At 54.9% G+C, this 16,196-nt stretch carries 14 protein-coding genes; 4 read left to right on the top strand and 10 right to left on the bottom strand.

The annotated features are described in order from the left end of the window. Positions 1–177 precede the first annotated feature (177 nt). Both ACZ1G5_RS12605 and ACZ1G5_RS12600 read right to left on the bottom strand, forming a co-directional pair. Positions 178–648: a hypothetical protein gene (locus ACZ1G5_RS12605; protein ID WP_472733173.1), complete on the bottom strand. Its 471-nt coding sequence runs from the start codon at positions 646–648 to the stop codon at positions 178–180. Between the two features lie 135 nt (positions 649–783). After that, positions 784–2,067, bottom strand: coding sequence for a DEAD/DEAH box helicase (locus ACZ1G5_RS12600; protein ID WP_472733172.1), 1,284 nt, complete (start codon positions 2,065–2,067; stop codon positions 784–786). Positions 2,068–2,438: 371 nt separating this feature from the next. Here ACZ1G5_RS12600 and ACZ1G5_RS12595 point away from each other — a divergent pair, with 371 nt between their 5' ends. Further along, positions 2,439–3,248 (top strand): division plane positioning ATPase MipZ, encoded by an 810-nt coding sequence (locus tag ACZ1G5_RS12595; RefSeq protein ID WP_472733171.1) that lies wholly within the window; start codon positions 2,439–2,441, stop codon positions 3,246–3,248. Between the two features lie 151 nt (positions 3,249–3,399). Further along, positions 3,400–4,965: an FMN-binding glutamate synthase family protein gene (locus ACZ1G5_RS12590; protein ID WP_472734328.1), complete on the top strand. Its 1,566-nt coding sequence runs from the start codon at positions 3,400–3,402 to the stop codon at positions 4,963–4,965. Here ACZ1G5_RS12590 and ACZ1G5_RS12585 read toward each other — a convergent pair whose 3' ends face one another. Genes ACZ1G5_RS12585 through ACZ1G5_RS12575 form a run of 3 tightly spaced genes read right to left on the bottom strand, consistent with a single transcriptional unit; the run spans position 4,966 to position 7,990 of the window. Then, positions 4,966–5,931 carry a DMT family transporter gene (locus ACZ1G5_RS12585; RefSeq protein WP_472733170.1) on the bottom strand — a complete coding sequence of 322 codons (966 nt, stop codon included), beginning with the start codon at positions 5,929–5,931 and terminating at the stop codon, positions 4,966–4,968. A gap of 1 nt (position 5,932) precedes the next feature. Further along, positions 5,933–7,036 (bottom strand): 3-isopropylmalate dehydrogenase, encoded by a 1,104-nt coding sequence (leuB, locus tag ACZ1G5_RS12580; RefSeq protein ID WP_472733169.1) that lies wholly within the window; start codon positions 7,034–7,036, stop codon positions 5,933–5,935. A 57-nt stretch (positions 7,037–7,093) separates the two neighbouring features. Continuing rightward, positions 7,094–7,990, bottom strand: coding sequence for a LysR family transcriptional regulator (locus ACZ1G5_RS12575; protein ID WP_472733168.1), 897 nt, complete (start codon positions 7,988–7,990; stop codon positions 7,094–7,096). A 94-nt stretch (positions 7,991–8,084) separates the two neighbouring features. Here ACZ1G5_RS12575 and ACZ1G5_RS12570 point away from each other — a divergent pair, with 94 nt between their 5' ends. Next, positions 8,085–8,996, top strand: coding sequence for an NAD-dependent epimerase/dehydratase family protein (locus ACZ1G5_RS12570; RefSeq protein ID WP_472733167.1), 912 nt, complete (start codon positions 8,085–8,087; stop codon positions 8,994–8,996). Here ACZ1G5_RS12570 and ACZ1G5_RS12565 read toward each other — a convergent pair. The 5 genes from ACZ1G5_RS12565 to ACZ1G5_RS12545 form a co-directional block, all read right to left on the bottom strand. Continuing rightward, on the bottom strand, positions 8,931–9,845 hold the full coding sequence (locus tag ACZ1G5_RS12565) for an endonuclease/exonuclease/phosphatase family protein (RefSeq protein WP_472733166.1): 915 nt from the start codon (positions 9,843–9,845) through the stop codon (positions 8,931–8,933). The genes ACZ1G5_RS12570 and ACZ1G5_RS12565 overlap by 66 nt on opposite strands. Before the next feature lie 119 nt (positions 9,846–9,964). After that, positions 9,965–10,750 (bottom strand): hypothetical protein, encoded by a 786-nt coding sequence (locus ACZ1G5_RS12560; RefSeq protein ID WP_472733165.1) that lies wholly within the window; start codon positions 10,748–10,750, stop codon positions 9,965–9,967. A gap of 336 nt (positions 10,751–11,086) precedes the next feature. Beyond that, positions 11,087–11,692: a 3-isopropylmalate dehydratase small subunit gene (gene leuD / locus ACZ1G5_RS12555; RefSeq protein WP_472733164.1), complete on the bottom strand. Its 606-nt coding sequence runs from the start codon at positions 11,690–11,692 to the stop codon at positions 11,087–11,089. After that, positions 11,692–13,098, bottom strand: a complete 1,407-nt coding sequence (leuC, locus tag ACZ1G5_RS12550) for a 3-isopropylmalate dehydratase large subunit (RefSeq protein ID WP_472733163.1) — start codon at positions 13,096–13,098, stop codon at positions 11,692–11,694. Before leuC ends, leuD begins: the two co-directional genes overlap by 1 nt. Positions 13,099–13,301: 203 nt before the next feature. Beyond that, positions 13,302–14,261: a calcium-binding protein gene (locus ACZ1G5_RS12545; protein WP_472733162.1), complete on the bottom strand. Its 960-nt coding sequence runs from the start codon at positions 14,259–14,261 to the stop codon at positions 13,302–13,304. A gap of 200 nt (positions 14,262–14,461) precedes the next feature. Here ACZ1G5_RS12545 and ACZ1G5_RS12540 point away from each other — a divergent pair, with 200 nt between their 5' ends. Further along, positions 14,462–15,814, top strand: a complete 1,353-nt coding sequence (locus ACZ1G5_RS12540) for a mechanosensitive ion channel family protein (protein WP_472733161.1) — start codon at positions 14,462–14,464, stop codon at positions 15,812–15,814. Positions 15,815–16,196 lie beyond the last annotated feature (382 nt).

The raw sequence follows: 16,196 nt of genomic DNA, 5'->3' as shown, positions 1-16,196 counted from the left end.
CCCTTCCCAAATTTAGCTGAACAGCCATATTAGCAATCGTTTGTTACGCCTCTTTCGTCACAGATCTAAAACTTCCGTCAATCTTGATCAACTTACAAGTCTTTCGTGATCATGAGAAAGCAGCCATTCACGCCTCTCGCAAAATTGGCCGATGCCGGACGTTTCGGACATTAAAGACTACTCATGAACCAGACAATATCCCAAGAATACATCCACAACCGGTGTTATGTCTTGGTCAGTCCATTGAACGGTCAACGTAGCGGGTGGAATGGTTGGCTCAAAGCCATCTGGATACGGTCGAACTAACGCCCTATGGATCACCAACGTGTAGACGCTTCCCTCAAAAGTAGACGCAGCAAACCCTATCGTCGGCGCATGAATGTTGGCTTGAGATAACAGAACCCCAGTAACACCTATCCCATTGATCTTGAATGAGACTTGATCTTCTCCATCAAGACCGGCCATTATTTTGAGAACTTCGCCTTGTGATGATTGAACTGAGCAGTCGAACTTGATGCCTATTACCCCATCAGTTTCTTTGATCTCAGCAAAAGCAGTTGAATGCGAGAGCGAGCTGACGGCCAGAACAGTACCAAGAACTGACCCTGGTCGCCATTTTTGTAGTTGCAACAATGTAGGTGCGATCATGCGGTTTCCATAGTCAGGTCCACATTAGATTGCTGAATGGCTCATGTCTATTTTGGCTCTTGGCCGCCACACGCTCAAAGCAAAAGACCACCTGAAACTCGGGTGGCCTTTCGTTTTTCACGTTCTCAACTATTTCTACGCCGCAGACTGCCCGCGCGACCGGTTTCCGCCGCCGCCGCGACGACGCCCGCCGGGTTTCCCTTGACCGCCGCCCGGCTTGCCGCCAGCACGCTGGCCACCACCACCGCGACGGCCACCGCCGTTAGGCCGCTTTTTCTGACCGGGCTGGATTTCCCATTCGCGCCCTGATGCGACAGGAATGGTATCTTTCATCGCTTTTTCGATGTCTTTCAATTCGATCATCTCATCGGGTGCAACCAATGCGACGGCGCTGCCATCGGCACCGGCGCGTGCTGTCCGGCCGATGCGGTGCACATAGTTTTCAGCCACGTTTGGCAGGTCGTAGTTGTAGACGAACCGCACATCGGGGATGTCGAGGCCGCGCGCCGCCACATCTGTTGCCACCAGAACGCGGGTTTTCCCTGCCTTGAAAGCCTCAAGCGCGCGTTGGCGTTGCCCTTGGGATTTGTTGCCGTGGATGGAAGCGGCGGCAAAGCCCTTTTTCTCAAGCACTTTATAGAGTTTTTCACAGCCGTGTTTGGTCCGTCCAAAAACGATCGCCAACTCGTCCCGGTGTTTATCCAGCAACTCGATCAAAAGGTCGGTCTTGGCGGCTTGCGCCACGAAATGCACAGATTGGTTGATCTTTTTGACGGCCTGACCGGGAGGGTTCACCTGCACACGCACAGCGTCTGTCAGGTAGGTGCCTGCCAACTCACCCATCAGTTTCGGCATTGTGGCCGAGAACATCATCGTCTGACGGTCTTTCGCCAACAGCGGTGCGATACGGCGTAGTGCGTGGATAAATCCCATGTCGAGCATCTGGTCGGCCTCGTCCAGCACCAGATAGATGGTTTCGTCCAAGCGCACGGCACGGCGATCCAGCAGGTCAATCAAACGACCCGGCGTGGCGACCAGCAGGTCGACACCACCTGCAAGCCGTTTGGTTTGGGCAACGATCCCTGCCCCACCAACGACCAGCGCCACTTTCAAATGGCTGCCTTTGGTGTAGGCGGTCAGGTTGTCGGCGATCTGTTTGGCCAGTTCGCGTGTCGGCGCGAGGATCAGACCACGTGCCGTCTTGCCGTTTGGCTTCACCCCTGCCTTCATCAGTGCATGGATCATCGGCAAACCAAAGGCCGCGGTCTTACCGCTGCCTGTCTGCGCAAGACCCATCACATCGCGGCCATTCATGGCGTGCGGGATGGCTTGGGTCTGGATCGGGGTGGGATTGGTGATCCCTTGTTCTTTGAGTACGTTAATCAGTCGGGGCGCAAGGCCCAGCATGTCGAAATCCATAAAGGAGTATCCTAATCTGTAAGCGAGCCTTTGGCCCGCGCATATCATTTGGCCCACAGCAGGATGCCGTGAAACCGGTGCAAGGTTGCGCCAATATGCTGACAGCCAAGACCGCATTGTCCGGGCGCCGATGTGGCGCGGGACCCCCTGCGTGATGTGGGAACCTGAAGTTTCAACGACGCCTTGCGAATAGACCTATCCGGCCCCGCTCTGCTCACGCGGCAGCATGCGTCGGTTGAGCGTGACATGAGGGTTGCAGTCGCTTCTGTCAAGTCTTGTGGAAAAAGACGCTGCGACGTGTTCCTTGTGCTTTCCCTCACCCGGGCCACATCATATAGTTTTCTAAAGCTTGAATGGTAAGGAATCGTCCAGTGGCGCATATTATTGTTGTCGGCAATGAAAAGGGCGGTGCAGGTAAGTCGACTGTGTCGATGCACGTCGGAACTGCATTGGCGCGGATGGGCCATAAAGTCGGCACGCTAGATCTGGATTTGCGTCAAAAAACACTGGGACGCTATGTGCGAAACCGCGAGGTTTTCTTGATGAAGAAGGGGTTGGATTTGCCCACCCCATACTATCACGACCTGCCGGAGATTGACCAAAACACCCTGAAACCCGGTGAAAACGCATTTGATCATCGCCTGTCGATGGCCGTGGGACAGATGGAACCAACCTCTGATTTCATCCTCATTGATTGCCCCGGCTCGCATACCCGTCTGAGCCAGGTCGCCCATTCCTTGGCCGATACGCTGATTACCCCTCTGAACGACAGTTTCATTGATTTTGACCTGCTGGCCCATGTCGATAGCGACGGAGAAGAGATCACGGGCCCATCGGTTTATTCCGAAATGGTGTGGAATGCCCGGCAGCTACGCAGTCAGGCGGGGCTCAAGCCCATCGACTGGGTCGTTGTCCGCAACCGCATGGGCGCGCAGGCCATGGTCAACAAGCAAAAGATGGAACGCGCGATTGCGAAATTGTCCAAACGGATCGGGTTTCGCACCGCCCCCGGTTTCAATGAACGCGTCATTTTCCGCGAACTCTTCCCCCGTGGCCTGACCCTGCTGGACCTGCGGGATATTGGCGTGAAGGGGATGAATATCTCGAATGTGGCTGCCCGTCAGGAGTTACGGGACCTTATCAAAGCGCTCGACTTGCCCGGTGTTTCCGTAGAATTCTGATCGGCCCGCCACCGTGTTGTGAATGAAATCGCGCGAAATGAGTCTTTCGTTAATCAAATCAGCGGCCTACTGTACCCCTAACTAGGGAGGGTTGGTTTTGCGTGAATTGATTTCATTGCAGCGCTATGCGACGTTTGCATTTGTCGCCACTATGGCCGTGATTTGCTTTGTCGTGGGCTTCTGGGCACCTTGGGTTTTTGCACTATTTATCGTCTTTGCAGCGCTCACAGTTGTTGGGATAAGGGACGTCAACCAGACCAGCCACGCTATCGTACGGAACTATCCGGTGCTTGGTCATATCCGGTTCTTGTTCGAAAAAATTCGCCCGGAAATTCGCCAGTATCTGATCGAAGGCGATCAGGAAGAACAGCCCTTTAGCCGGGAACAACGATCGCTGGTCTACCAACGGGCTAAGGGTGCCGAAGACAAGCGTCCCTTTGGCAGCCACGAGCGTGTCTACGAGGCCGGCTATTCTTGGTTGACCCATTCAGTTCAGCCAACCCACTTTGAAGACACAGATTTCCGGGTGAAAGTCGGCGGTGAGAACTGCAAAAAACCCTACAGCGCATCACTGTACAACATCTCTGCGATGAGCTTTGGATCATTATCCGCAAACGCCATTTCGGCCTTGAACAAGGGCGCAAAGATGGGCGGTTTTGCCCATGACACCGGCGAAGGTGGTATCAGCCGCTACCATCGTGACGGCGGCGGCGATCTGATCTATGAAGTCGGATCAGGCTATTTTGGCTGCCGCAACGACGATGGCACATTCAACCCTGACAAGTTCGCAAAGCAGGCAGCCGACGATCAGGTCAAAATGATCGAGATTAAACTCAGTCAAGGTGCCAAGCCCGGACATGGAGGTATGTTGCCGGCCGCCAAGATTACACCGGAAATCGCCGAAGCAAGGGATATTCCAATGGGTGTCGATTGCGTTTCGCCGGCAGGCCACAGCGCATTTTCTGGTCCAATGGAACTGATGCGATTTGTCGGCCAGCTGCGTGAACTTTCCGGCGGTAAACCTATCGGGTTCAAGCTTTGTATCGGTCACCGGCGTGAGTTCATGTGCATGGTCAAGGCCATGCTCGAAACCGGAATCATTCCTGACTTTATCGTGGTCGATGGTACAGAAGGCGGCACCGGGGCGGCCCCACTCGAATTTGCCAATCATGTGGGGATGCCCATGGTCGAGGGTCTGACCTTTGTGCACAACACCTTGCGCGGTGCGGGCATTCGCGATCAGGTCAAGATCGGTGCCGCGGGCAAGGTTGTCAGCGCTTTTGATATTGCCAAGGCGCTTTCCATAGGTGCCGATTGGTGCAATTCGGCGCGCGGTTATATGTTCGCTATTGGTTGCATTCAGGCCCAGGCCTGCCACACGAACCACTGCCCAGTCGGCGTGACCACGCAAGACCCGGTGCGCCAGGCGGCCCTGAACGTCAACGACAAGAGCAAACGCGTCGCGCGTTTCCATGCCAACACGTTGAAAGCCTTGGGCGAGATGGCGGGTGCGGCAGGTCTGGATGATCCTTGCGGGTTCCTGCCCTATCATTTCATGACGCGCAAAGCTGATGGGCAAATGACGGAGGCCGCTGATGTCTATACCTACATGCGCGAAGGTTTTTTGCTGGACGATGGCGACGATAACCCAATCTACCGCGAACGCTGGAAGCGGGCGAATGCCCATAGCTTTGCGCCGCCTGAAGCGGCGATGTAGTCAATCCTGACGCGGTGGCGTTTTGCCTGCGATCCGCATGAACAGCGAAACGCGTGGGGTCGTTGCTGTCTCTGAGCGCGAACGTGTGCGCAGCACCGGCGTATTCTCAGACATACCGCTACTGCTTTCGCGCAGGACGATATACAGACCGCTGGCAATGATAATCCCAGCCCCGATGGCCGTCGCCTGATCAATGACCTCATCAAAAAACAGGTAGCCAAAGATACTCGCCCAGATAATCTGGCTGTATTGCATAGGCGCGATAATCGCAGCTTCACCCGCTTGGTAGGCGGCGATCACCAGACGACTGGCGATCCAGGCGAATGTCGCGATGACACCCAGCAACCCCAGATGTTCAATTGGCATTGGTTGATAAACGAACGGCAACGCGCACGCCATCACCACAAAGTTCACCATCATCGGATAAAGCAACATGACGACAGGGCGTTCTTCGGATCCGATTTTGCGCACTACGATAGAAGCAAGCGACCCACCGATAGCTGCCGCAAGTGCGGCAAGGTGGCCCAGCGTCAAATCTGTTTGGCCGGGCCGCAAGACGACCATGACGCCGGCGAGGCCCACAAGAACCGCCAACCAGCGGCGCAAGCGCACCGTTTCACCCAACACCGGGATCGCCAGGATCGTGATCAAAAGAGGCGACGCAAAGAGGATCGCATAGGTCTGCGCCAAAGGCAGGACGGAAAGGGCGTAGAATGCCGAAACCCCGGTGATGACCGCGGCAATGGTGCGCAAGGCCAGCCACCACGGATGAACAGGAACCAATGTGCCTGGCTTGACGTCCCGCATCATCATGACCATCGCCAGCGGAAAGCTCAGTAAAACACTAAAGAACACGATCTGAAACGGGGAATAGACCCCGCCCAGAAATTTTACCACAACATCATGAGAGGAGAAGATGCCAAAGGCCAGCAACGCAAGCAACGCACCTTTGGCATTCGGAGACATGTTAGAGGCTCGCGTCGAGTGCTGCGAGGATGACATCGCCCATTTCGGTGGTGCTGAGTGGTGTGCCACCCTCTGGTCCCATCAGATCACCGGTGCGTGCACCATCCGCGAGCACTTTTTCGATCGCAGATTCCAGACGATCCGCCTCTGCACCCTCGTCAAAGGAATAACGCAGCGCCATTGCAAAGCTAAGGATACAGGCAATGGGGTTCGCCTTGCCTTGACCAGTGATGTCAGGGGCAGAGCCATGTACCGGCTCATACATCGCCTTTGGACGACCATTGGCCATTGGCAGGCCAAGCGACGCAGATGGCAACATGCCCAACGATCCAGTCAGCATCGCGGCGCAATCAGACAAGATGTCACCAAACAGGTTGTCAGTCAGTATAACGTCAAACTGCTTGGGCGCACGCACCAGCTGCATCGCGCCGTTGTCAGCGTACATATGGCTTAGTTCAACCTCAGGATAGTCCGCATGCACTTCGGTCACGACATCGCGCCAAAGGATACCACTCTCCATGACATTGGCCTTTTCCATGGAACAAACCTTCTTGCCCCGCTTCATCGCAAGATCAAAGGCAGCACGCGCAGCGCGCTCAATCTCGGCCTCTGTGTAACGCTGGGTATTCACGCCAACGCGCATGTTATCTTCGATATGGATCCCGCGCGGTTCGCCAAAATAGACCCCGGACGTCAGTTCGCGCACGATCATAATGTCGAGGCCTGAAATCAGGTCTTTCTTCAAAGAAGAAAAATCGGCCAAAGCGTCAAAGCATTGCGCCGGGCGCAGGTTAGCGAATAGATCCATTTCCTTGCGCAAACGCAGCAACCCGCGCTCTGGCTTTACGCTGAAATCCAAAACATCGTATTTTGGCCCACCAACGGCGCCCAGCAAAACCGCATCAACCTCTTGCGCCTTGGCCATCGTGTCATCATGCAGGGGCACGCCGTGCGCATCATAGGCAGCGCCGCCAACAAGATCCTCGGAGACATCAAAAGTCAGGTCCCGCTTGTCGCCAAACCAGCGAATGATCCGCTTCACCTCGTCCATGACTTCGGGGCCGATGCCGTCACCGGCGAGGATCAAAAGGGAAGGGTTTGCCATGGGTCAGGTCCTTGCTGGAATATGTTGCAAAGCCCCTAGCGCGATGGCGCGCGGGGTTCAAGATACCAAGGGCCTTAACCCATCCACCAACAGATCCCAAATACGGCGAATGCGCGGGGTTTGTCGCATCGCTTCGTGGGCCGTCAGCCAGATGGACAGAGGAGGAATATGAATATCCTTCATCAATTCATCGACCAATGGATCAAGGCGCCCGACATTGGTTTGCGCGAACCCAATGCCGCAACCTGCGCGGACGAGTTCCCAATAAGCGATATGGTCGTCGCAGCGTACCTTGAACCAATCCCGATCAACTTGCACACCCACACGGGCCATACCGTCAATGATGTGGGTGTGAACGTCATAACCAACGAAGTCATGCTCCGCGATACCATCAAGCGATAGAGGCGTTCCGCGCTCTGCGAGATATGTCTTTGCCGCAAACACACCAAGTTCAATATCCCCGATATGCTGTGTCACAAGGTCAAGCTGCGTTGGTCGATACATGCGGACGGCGATGTCGGCCTCGCGAAAAAGCAGGTTGCTGGTGTCGTCGCTGGGGACCAGTTCAATCGCGATTTCCGGTTCAAGCTTGCGGATCCTGGCGATGATCGGCGGCAGATGCATGGCGGACGTCGCTACACTTGCCGTAATCCGCACAGTGCCATCCAGACGCGCCTGCTGGCCGGCGGCGCTGAGCGCGATCTGGCGCACTGCATCATGCATGGCTTTGGCGGGCGCAACCAATTCGGCGCCAGTCTGTGTCAAGGCAAAGCCACGCGGCTGGCGGCGAAACAACTCTGCACCAAGCTGCGCCTCGATGGCTTTTATCTGACGGCCGAGGGTGGGTTGACTGGTTCCCAGCTGCCGCGCGGCACCCGACAAACTGCCGGTTTCCGCGACCGCAAGAAAGGTTTGTACCAGCGACCAATCCAGTGTTTCAAATGACTTACCCATTCATTTATGAATACATGATCTGCGCAATCTAGCAATTTATTTAGCATAGAACCTATCGCATATTCCCACCAACCGAAACCAAAGGAGCAATCAGATGCAACAGACCGTTCTTATTCTCGGTGGGTCAGGCAAGATCGGTAGCCGTGCCACCGATGCCTTCTGGGACGCAGGGTGGGAGGTTCGCCAATACGATCGCAAAAGCGGGGACATGGAAAAAGCAGCCGTCGGTGTTGATGTCATCGTCAATGGCCTAAACCCGCCCGCGTACCATGATTGGGAGAACACTATTCCTGCGATTACCGATCAAGTGATTGCAGCAGCCAGAGCAAGCGGCGCAACGGTTATCATTCCCGGCAACATCTATAATTTCGGCGATCAACCGGGGACTTTGGACGAAAATACACCGCAAACACCCCACACAAAAAAAGGGCGTGTGCGTGTGCAAATGGAAGAAAGCTATCGCGCATCCGGTGTTCAGACCATTGTGTTGCGCGCAGGCAATTTCATTGACCCCGACGGCAATGGCGACATCATGAGCATGCTGATGATGCGAGACATCCGTAAGGACAAGATCACAACCGCCGGTGACCCTGATGCGATGCAAGCCTATGCCTACGTGCCCGATTGGGGACGTGCCGCAGTGAAGCTTGCGGAACGGCGCGCTGAACTTAGCCGTTTCGAGGATGTACCCTTTCCCGGTCATGCGTTCACGGGGGCCGACCTTCAGCGCGTTGTCACGCAACATACCGGGCGGTCTGTCAGCATCAATCGCCTGCCTTGGTGGGCAATGATCGTGCTGAGTCCCTTTTGGGAACTTGCCCGCGAAATGCGTGAAATGCGCTACCTCTACGAGATGCCACATCGGATCGGGTCGGCCAAGTTTGACGCACTCCTGCCAGACTTTGAACCAACCAATCTGGAAGTTGTGATGCTGGCCGGACTACCGGCTGATGTCGACCCAGACAAGGTGGTGCGGGCCAGCCGCCAAGCCGTCGTCGCCAACTAAGGTGCGCAAAGGGTCTTCTGGCGTAGGCCAGAAGACCCCGGCATCGGCAACCCTCCAATCCTTTGACGGCAGAACATAACTGACCCGCAGATCGCCGGGGCCGGCTTCTGGCCAATCTGCGGTATCCTTGCCCGGCAGTGGATCAATCAGCTGCGGATGATCAAGAAACCGCGCCATGACGTCGGAAAAACCTTGCCCATCATCTGGATCAAGATTGGTATTGCCCGCGAAAACAAAGCTGTCCGGAGCCGGTCCAAAACCGCCGTCCAAAACAATCTGCCACATCCGCAACTCATCCCGATTGCGCAGACCGTTTATATCCTCTTCCCCATCAAACACGGGCGGTGTAGCCGAGAAAGCCAATAGCGACAGAACATGCCCATCGGCGAGTTTGATTGGGACAATCCAATGCCCGGTCGAAGACAGTCGCATCACTTCCTGCGCTGCGGCAGATGGAAACGGGCCATACACCGTTTTTGGCAAAGTGGCGCCCGGCAAATCCCGCCAAAGAAACGTGGAGAGGCCAACAGTTCCAAATATATCAACGGGATAGCGCGATAGAATAGCCATACCGCCGTCACCCGCGAAACGTCCGTATCCATAAGCATCCCGGGCATCGCCAAGGCGCCCATTCCCATCCAGATCAAGACCTGAAGCAACACCCGCGTTCGGCTGCAATGAAAATTGAAACGGGTAGGCCGCGCCAAACAGGGCGGCGAATGCTGTCAGAGCAAAGTTATCGAGGTCATAATCAAAATCAGTAAGAACCAAAATGTCGGGACCAATATGGCGAACGATATCCCGAACGGCCAAGATCTGCGGATCGTTCCCGCGATCAATGTCACGCAATAGCAAGCCCGGACCATCTCTGCTGAGTGGCGCGGCGAAGGTCGCGATACGAAGCGTGTCGGGCTGAACGGGCGTAGCAAATATACTGAACGCCGAAATGATGCACGCGATTCGCCGTACTATCGATCGGATGCCTTGCTGCGCTGCATCTCGATCATTTGCGCGACCCTGCTGAGCGCGACACCACGCATTAAGATACTTGCTGGCAAAAATGCCCATGCAGAGACCGTCCAGATCAGGGTTTGTGGATTATCAAGGTTAATCGGGGTGCCAAGAGCGGCCACAAGCTTAACAATCGCTGGCACCAAGAAGGGCAACAGAAATCCTAAAATAATGTTAATGCGACCGTCGCGTTGCAGGCGTTTGACGACATCTCCACCGGCCGTAGGGTCAAAGGTCGGTAGATTGATCCAGACGTTAAAGGCACCTGTACGACGTGGCCAGTGATAAAGGCGCAGCAAGATCACGAACCAAATGACCGAAAAGACCGATACAAGGTAACTCAGACCCGCAGCATCACGTAGCCGTTTCACCACGGACAGGTCAGTGCCGTCAGGCATCATCAACACCATCAATCTGACAGGCGAATATGGAAAATCGATTGTTTGACCAATTACGCTGCCGCTATTTTGAAAGTACTCTGACACCCACGACGGCGCATCATTGCCGCGAAAGATAACGGACAGGCAAAGCACAGTTGCGAAAAGAGCAGAAAAACGCACCCGATTGAACGGCGGCGCATCCCGGAACTCCACGAGGCTTGGACTGCTTGAACTATACTCGACAATTGTAAAAAGCGCGCCAAAGATCGCCACTAGCACAATGATCTGGGTGTTGTCGGTCTCACTGCTGGGCAGCAGGGAGTATGGCATGACGATCAACATCACGACCAATATGGCTCTCACCAATGCTCCTGGCAGTCGAGATAGCACTGCACTCTTTCCCCTTGTAGGCCGTTACATGCTGCGGGCGGTCAACTCATCGGACCCTTTCACACAACATAGCGGGCAACTTTATTGTTGCTATGATCCTGATCAAATCAAGCGCTTCGCATCAACCGGCGGCCGTCTCAAACGGTCTTTCACCGTGCTTTTGTCGATCAACTGATGCGAGAATGTCACCCAACTGCTGTATTTTTACACCACAAGGCGGGGGAGTGGTGCAAATCTGGAAACGATAACAGTGGACAAACAAAATGGGCCGCTCAACACAGCGGCCCATTTTGGTGTACCTAAGTTCGCCTAAACCCAAGGACGTTCAGCACTCGCCTTCGCTTCATAAGCGTCGATTGACGACGCTTTTTCCATCGTCAGACCGATGTCATCAAGGCCATTCATCAGACAATGCTTTTTGAATGAACCGACTTCAAAACTGAACGTCTCTCCGTCCGAAGACGTGACTGTTTGCGCTTCGAGGTCTACTTCAATTCGTGCATTCGATCCTTTTTCGGCGTCCTTCATCAACACATCAACCTGCTCTTGCGGCAGCGCAATTGGCAAGATGCCGTTCTTGAAGCAATTGTTGTAAAAGATGTCTGCATAGGACGGCGCAATGACACATGTGATCCCAAAATCAGCGATCGCCCACGGCGCATGTTCGCGTGAAGAACCGCAGCCAAAATTGTCTCCAGCGACTAGAATTTGCGCATCGCGATACTGCGTCTTGTTCAACACAAAGTCCGCGATTTCATTGCGATCATCATCGTAACGCATCTCGTCAAACAAATTTACGCCAAGGCCAGAGCGCTTGATTGTTTTCAAAAACTGCTTTGGGATAATCATGTCAGTGTCGATATTGACCAAAGGCATCGGTGCGGCAATACCGCTGAGCTTCGTGAACTTTTGCATTACATCATCTCCCGTACATCGGTCAGCTTGCCGGTAATGGCGGCAGCGGCGGCCATCGCCGGTGACATCAGGTGCGTACGCCCGCCACGTCCCTGCCGTCCTTCGAAGTTGCGGTTAGATGTGGCTGCGCAACGCTCGCCCGGTGCCAGCTGGTCAGGGTTCATCGCCAGACACATCGAACACCCCGCAAGGCGCCATTCAAAACCTGCGTCGATGAATATCTGCGCCAGTCCCTCTTCTTCAGCCTGTGCGCGCACAAGGCCGGAACCGGGTACCACCATTGCCCGAAGCCCGTCCTTCTTCTTCTTGCCCTTCAAGATTGCAGCCGCGGCGCGCAGATCTTCAATACGACCATTGGTGCAAGATCCGATAAAGACCGTGTCAATGTTAATTTCAGACAAAGGCGTGCCAGGCGTCAGATCCATATAGTCAAGCGACCTTTGCGCAGCACCGACTTTCCCACCGTCAAAATCGTCTGCGGCCGGGACAACAGCGGTAATCGGCAATACGTCTTCGGGTGATGTGCCCCAAGTCACAACCGGTGCGATGTCTTCGCCTTTCAGCGTGATCACTTTGTCGAAATGTGCGCCCTCATCGGTGTACAGCGTGCGCCAGTAAGCTTCCGCAGCCTCCCATTCGGCACCTTTCGGCGCGTGTGGACGGCCTTTGCAGTATTCATAGGTTTTCTCATCCGGCGCGATCAGCCCCGCGCGAGCGCCACCTTCGATCGCCATATTGCAGACCGTCATCCGACCTTCCATAGACAGATCACGGATCGCTTCGCCGCAATACTCGATGACATAACCAGTACCGCCAGCCGTACCAGTTGCACCAATCACCGACAGTGTGATGTCCTTGGCGGTGACACCGGGACGCAATTTGCCGGTAATCTCGACTTTCATATTCTTGGACTTCTTCTGGATCAGCGTCTGTGTCGCCAAAACATGTTCAACCTCGGACGTCCCAATACCATGTGCCAAGGCACCAAAAGCACCGTGGGTCGCGGTGTGACTGTCCCCGCAAACAACTGTCATGCCTGGCAGTGTCCAGCCCTGTTCAGGACCCACAATATGAACGATGCCTTGGCGAACGTCGCTGACAGGATAGTAGTGAATGCCAAATTCCTTGGCATTCGAGTCGAGTGCAGCAACCTGGATAGCGCTGTCCTCGGTCATGTTTTTGGGATCCTCGCGGCCAGCAGTCGTGGGCACGTTATGATCAGGCACGGCGATTGTCTTTTCGGGCGCGCGCACCTGACGGCCGGCCATGCGCAAACCCTCAAAGGCCTGCGGGCTGGTCACTTCGTGCACCAGGTGGCGGTCAATATAAAGCAGGCAGGTGCCGTCTTCAGCTTCATGCGCAAGATGCGCATCCCAGATTTTATCGTATAGCGTTTTGGGGGACATCGTCCTCTCCCATATAAAATGTCAGTAGTCGTAAGGCGTGCGGAAACGACAGCGTCAACCGCGCGCAAGAACAGAACCGAATGCGCCAAAGAACCGCCAGGGCAGTCGCGCGCGATCATCCATGTCAAAAACCTGTTTCATACCGCTCAGATATAGAAGGCGAGCTTGTGCTGCAAGGGTTCCCCGGCAGAGCCTGTATTCGTCTATGCGGCCGGTCCTGTGCTTGTGGCGGCAGGTGCAGTGGCACCGGCTTTGACCGCCTCAAATGTATCCAGCGCATCCTCTGTTGAAAGGCCCGCATCAATTGTCACATCAACCTGGATTGACGCCGCGACGGTATCAATTGGTACACTTCGACCAAGCACAAATGCCCGTGATGTTTCGAACTCTGTTGGCTCGTCGCCTTCATTCTGGAACGCCACTTCAACATTGTAGCCATCGATGCCGTTGATCGTGCCTTCGGTCACAGTCACCAGAAGGTCAGCGCTTTCCGCAGCAGCGTCACCAGTGTCGATGGTCATAACAATTTCATCGCCGGGGCCAAGCTCACGAATGATCGCGACAGTCTGCTGGTCATCATCATCGTTAGCGAGGGCATAATATGTGTTCGTACCGGCAACACCGTCGAGTTCACCGCGTCCTGTCACCATGACGAGTTCATCGTCACCGTCGCCACCCAGCGCCCTGCCTTCGGCACCCCAAAGGAACACGTCATCATCTCCATCTTCACCGCGCAATGTATCAGTCCCGGTGTTTCCAAAAACCACGTCGTTGCCAGCACCTGCGCGGACAATGTCATTGCCTGCGCCCGCATCAATCGTGTCGATGCCGCCGCCACCTTCGATGGTATCGTTACCACCCATGCCGAACAGTTCGTCATCGTCAGCACGGCCAAAGATCACATCGCGATCTTCGCCACCTGTAATGACATCGTTGCCGGACCCGCCAATAAGCGTATCGAGACCACCGTTGCCATTGATCGTGTCATCACCACTGAAACCGCGGATCAGATCATCGCCCTCTGTTCCTTCCAGCGTATCGTCGCCGAATGTGCCATCAAGCTCATTTGCGTCGCCGGAGCTGTCGTCATCGTCATCCCCTGCAAGCAAAGGGATAAGAAGTGCACCGCCGCCGAGAAGAAGTAGAATGAGGCTAATATCCATGATGATCCACGCTTTCCAAGCATCTGTTAGCTAATTGTTAGACGTTCCCAAACCGGCAGACAAGAAAACAAAGTTGAAATGAGCCCGATGAGGACCGCGTCCGGCCACAACTGCGGCTTGATCGCATCGGTCCTGCGTGTCACGCTGCAGTATCACGGACTGAGCCTTGGGTAAAAATGGCCGCACATGACAACGGATCAATGCCAACAAGCGTTGGCGACGGTAGTTCAATTGCCCCTCTGGACGAAGTGCTGAGCATCAGCACGGACCTATTTACGCAGGCCCAAACATTCGTCGAAAGCATGTTCCGAACCTGGAACCTGTATCAACTTCTGATCGCACTGGGTGTTTTTGTTGCGGCGCATCTGTTGCGCGCCATACTCGGGCCCCGCATCCGCGCCTGGATGGGATCACGCGAAAACTGGCCCAAATGGCGCATGCGCATATTGGTTGTTGTGCATCAACGCCTGCGCGCCATCTTCTTTGTGACCTTAATTTGGGGCGTCATTCTTGTGATGCGCGAGGTCACATGGCCCAGCCGAAGTTACTTGCTCAGCGTGATTGGCACCTTGGCGATGGCATGGCTCTTGATCGTCTTTGCCACGCGCCTGATCAAAAGCCCCTCACTGCGCAAATTTGTTCGCTACGGCGCGTGGACGTGGGCCACATTGCAGATACTTGGCCTGCTTGACGTCGCAGAGCGCCTTCTTGATAGCGTCGGCTTCAGCATCGGTGAAATACGGTTCTCACTCTTGTTGTTGATTCAGGGGCTTGTGATCCTCGGAGTGCTGATCACGCTGGCCCGCTTCTTTACCACTACAACGGCGAATAGAGTCAGAGCCAACGAAGATATCAGCCCGTCCATGCAAGTGCTGATCGTCAAGGGTGTCCAGATTGCCTTCTACGGGGCGGCCTTCTTTTTGGGGGTTCGGGCTCTTGGCATCGACCTGACGGGGCTTGCTGTCTTGTCAGGCGCAATCGGTGTGGGCCTTGGCTTTGGTCTGCAAAAGGTTGTGTCGAACCTGGTGTCAGGTGTGATTATCCTTTTGGATAAATCCATCAAACCCGGTGATGTGATCAGCCTAGGCGACACCTTTGGCTGGATCAATTCACTTGGCGCGCGCTATGTTTCCGTCGTTACCCGGGACGGCCGCGAGTATCTGATCCCCAACGAGGACCTGATCACAGGCCAAGTAGTGAACTGGTCGCATTCGAATGACTTTGTGCGTCTCGATATTAATTTCGGAACCGCCTACCACGACAATCCCCATGACGTCCGCCGGATCGCCATCGAAGCCGCGCAAAGTGTGGACCGTGTCCTCAGCAATCGCCCCACCGTCTGCCATATCGTAGGCTTTGGCGATAGCTCAGTGGATTACCTACTGCGGTTCTGGATCAAGGACCCGACCGGCGGGCTGACGAATATTCGCGGCAATGTTTTTCTGGCCCTCTGGGATGCTTTTGAACAGCATGGGATCAGTATCCCGTTCCCACAACGCGAAGTGAAAATGCTGGAAAGCGACCGGATCGATGCAGCCCCGAACGATGCCTGACGTGAGTATAGTATCTAGCAGCGCCGCGTCGCTTAGATATCGGCCATGTCACCAATTGGTTTGACCGTTGTTGCCCACGTCGCGCCGTTTATTGGCCTTCTGCTATTTCGCAATCGTTGGGCAAAATTGATGATGGTCCTGACCATCGCCTTTATGGCGGTGGCACATTCATCATCACTATGGGCGGTGGAATATCTTGCAGCAGTCGAATGCGAGGGCAGTATGTTGAAAGGCTATAATTGTCCTGAGTGGACTTGGACCGCCCGGTTGGCGCGGTTACATGGCGAAACCCTGTTTTCGTTCGCTCTATGTATATCTTTCGTGTTTCCGATTATTTTGTTGCTGCGGCAATCTCCGAAGTGGCAAAGATGATCCGCCAACG

The sequence above is a fragment of the Yoonia sp. JB2-21 genome (assembly GCF_055693545.1).
The sequence above is the reverse complement of the archived record's forward strand: the minus strand, read 5'-3'. Positions and strand labels throughout refer to the sequence as shown.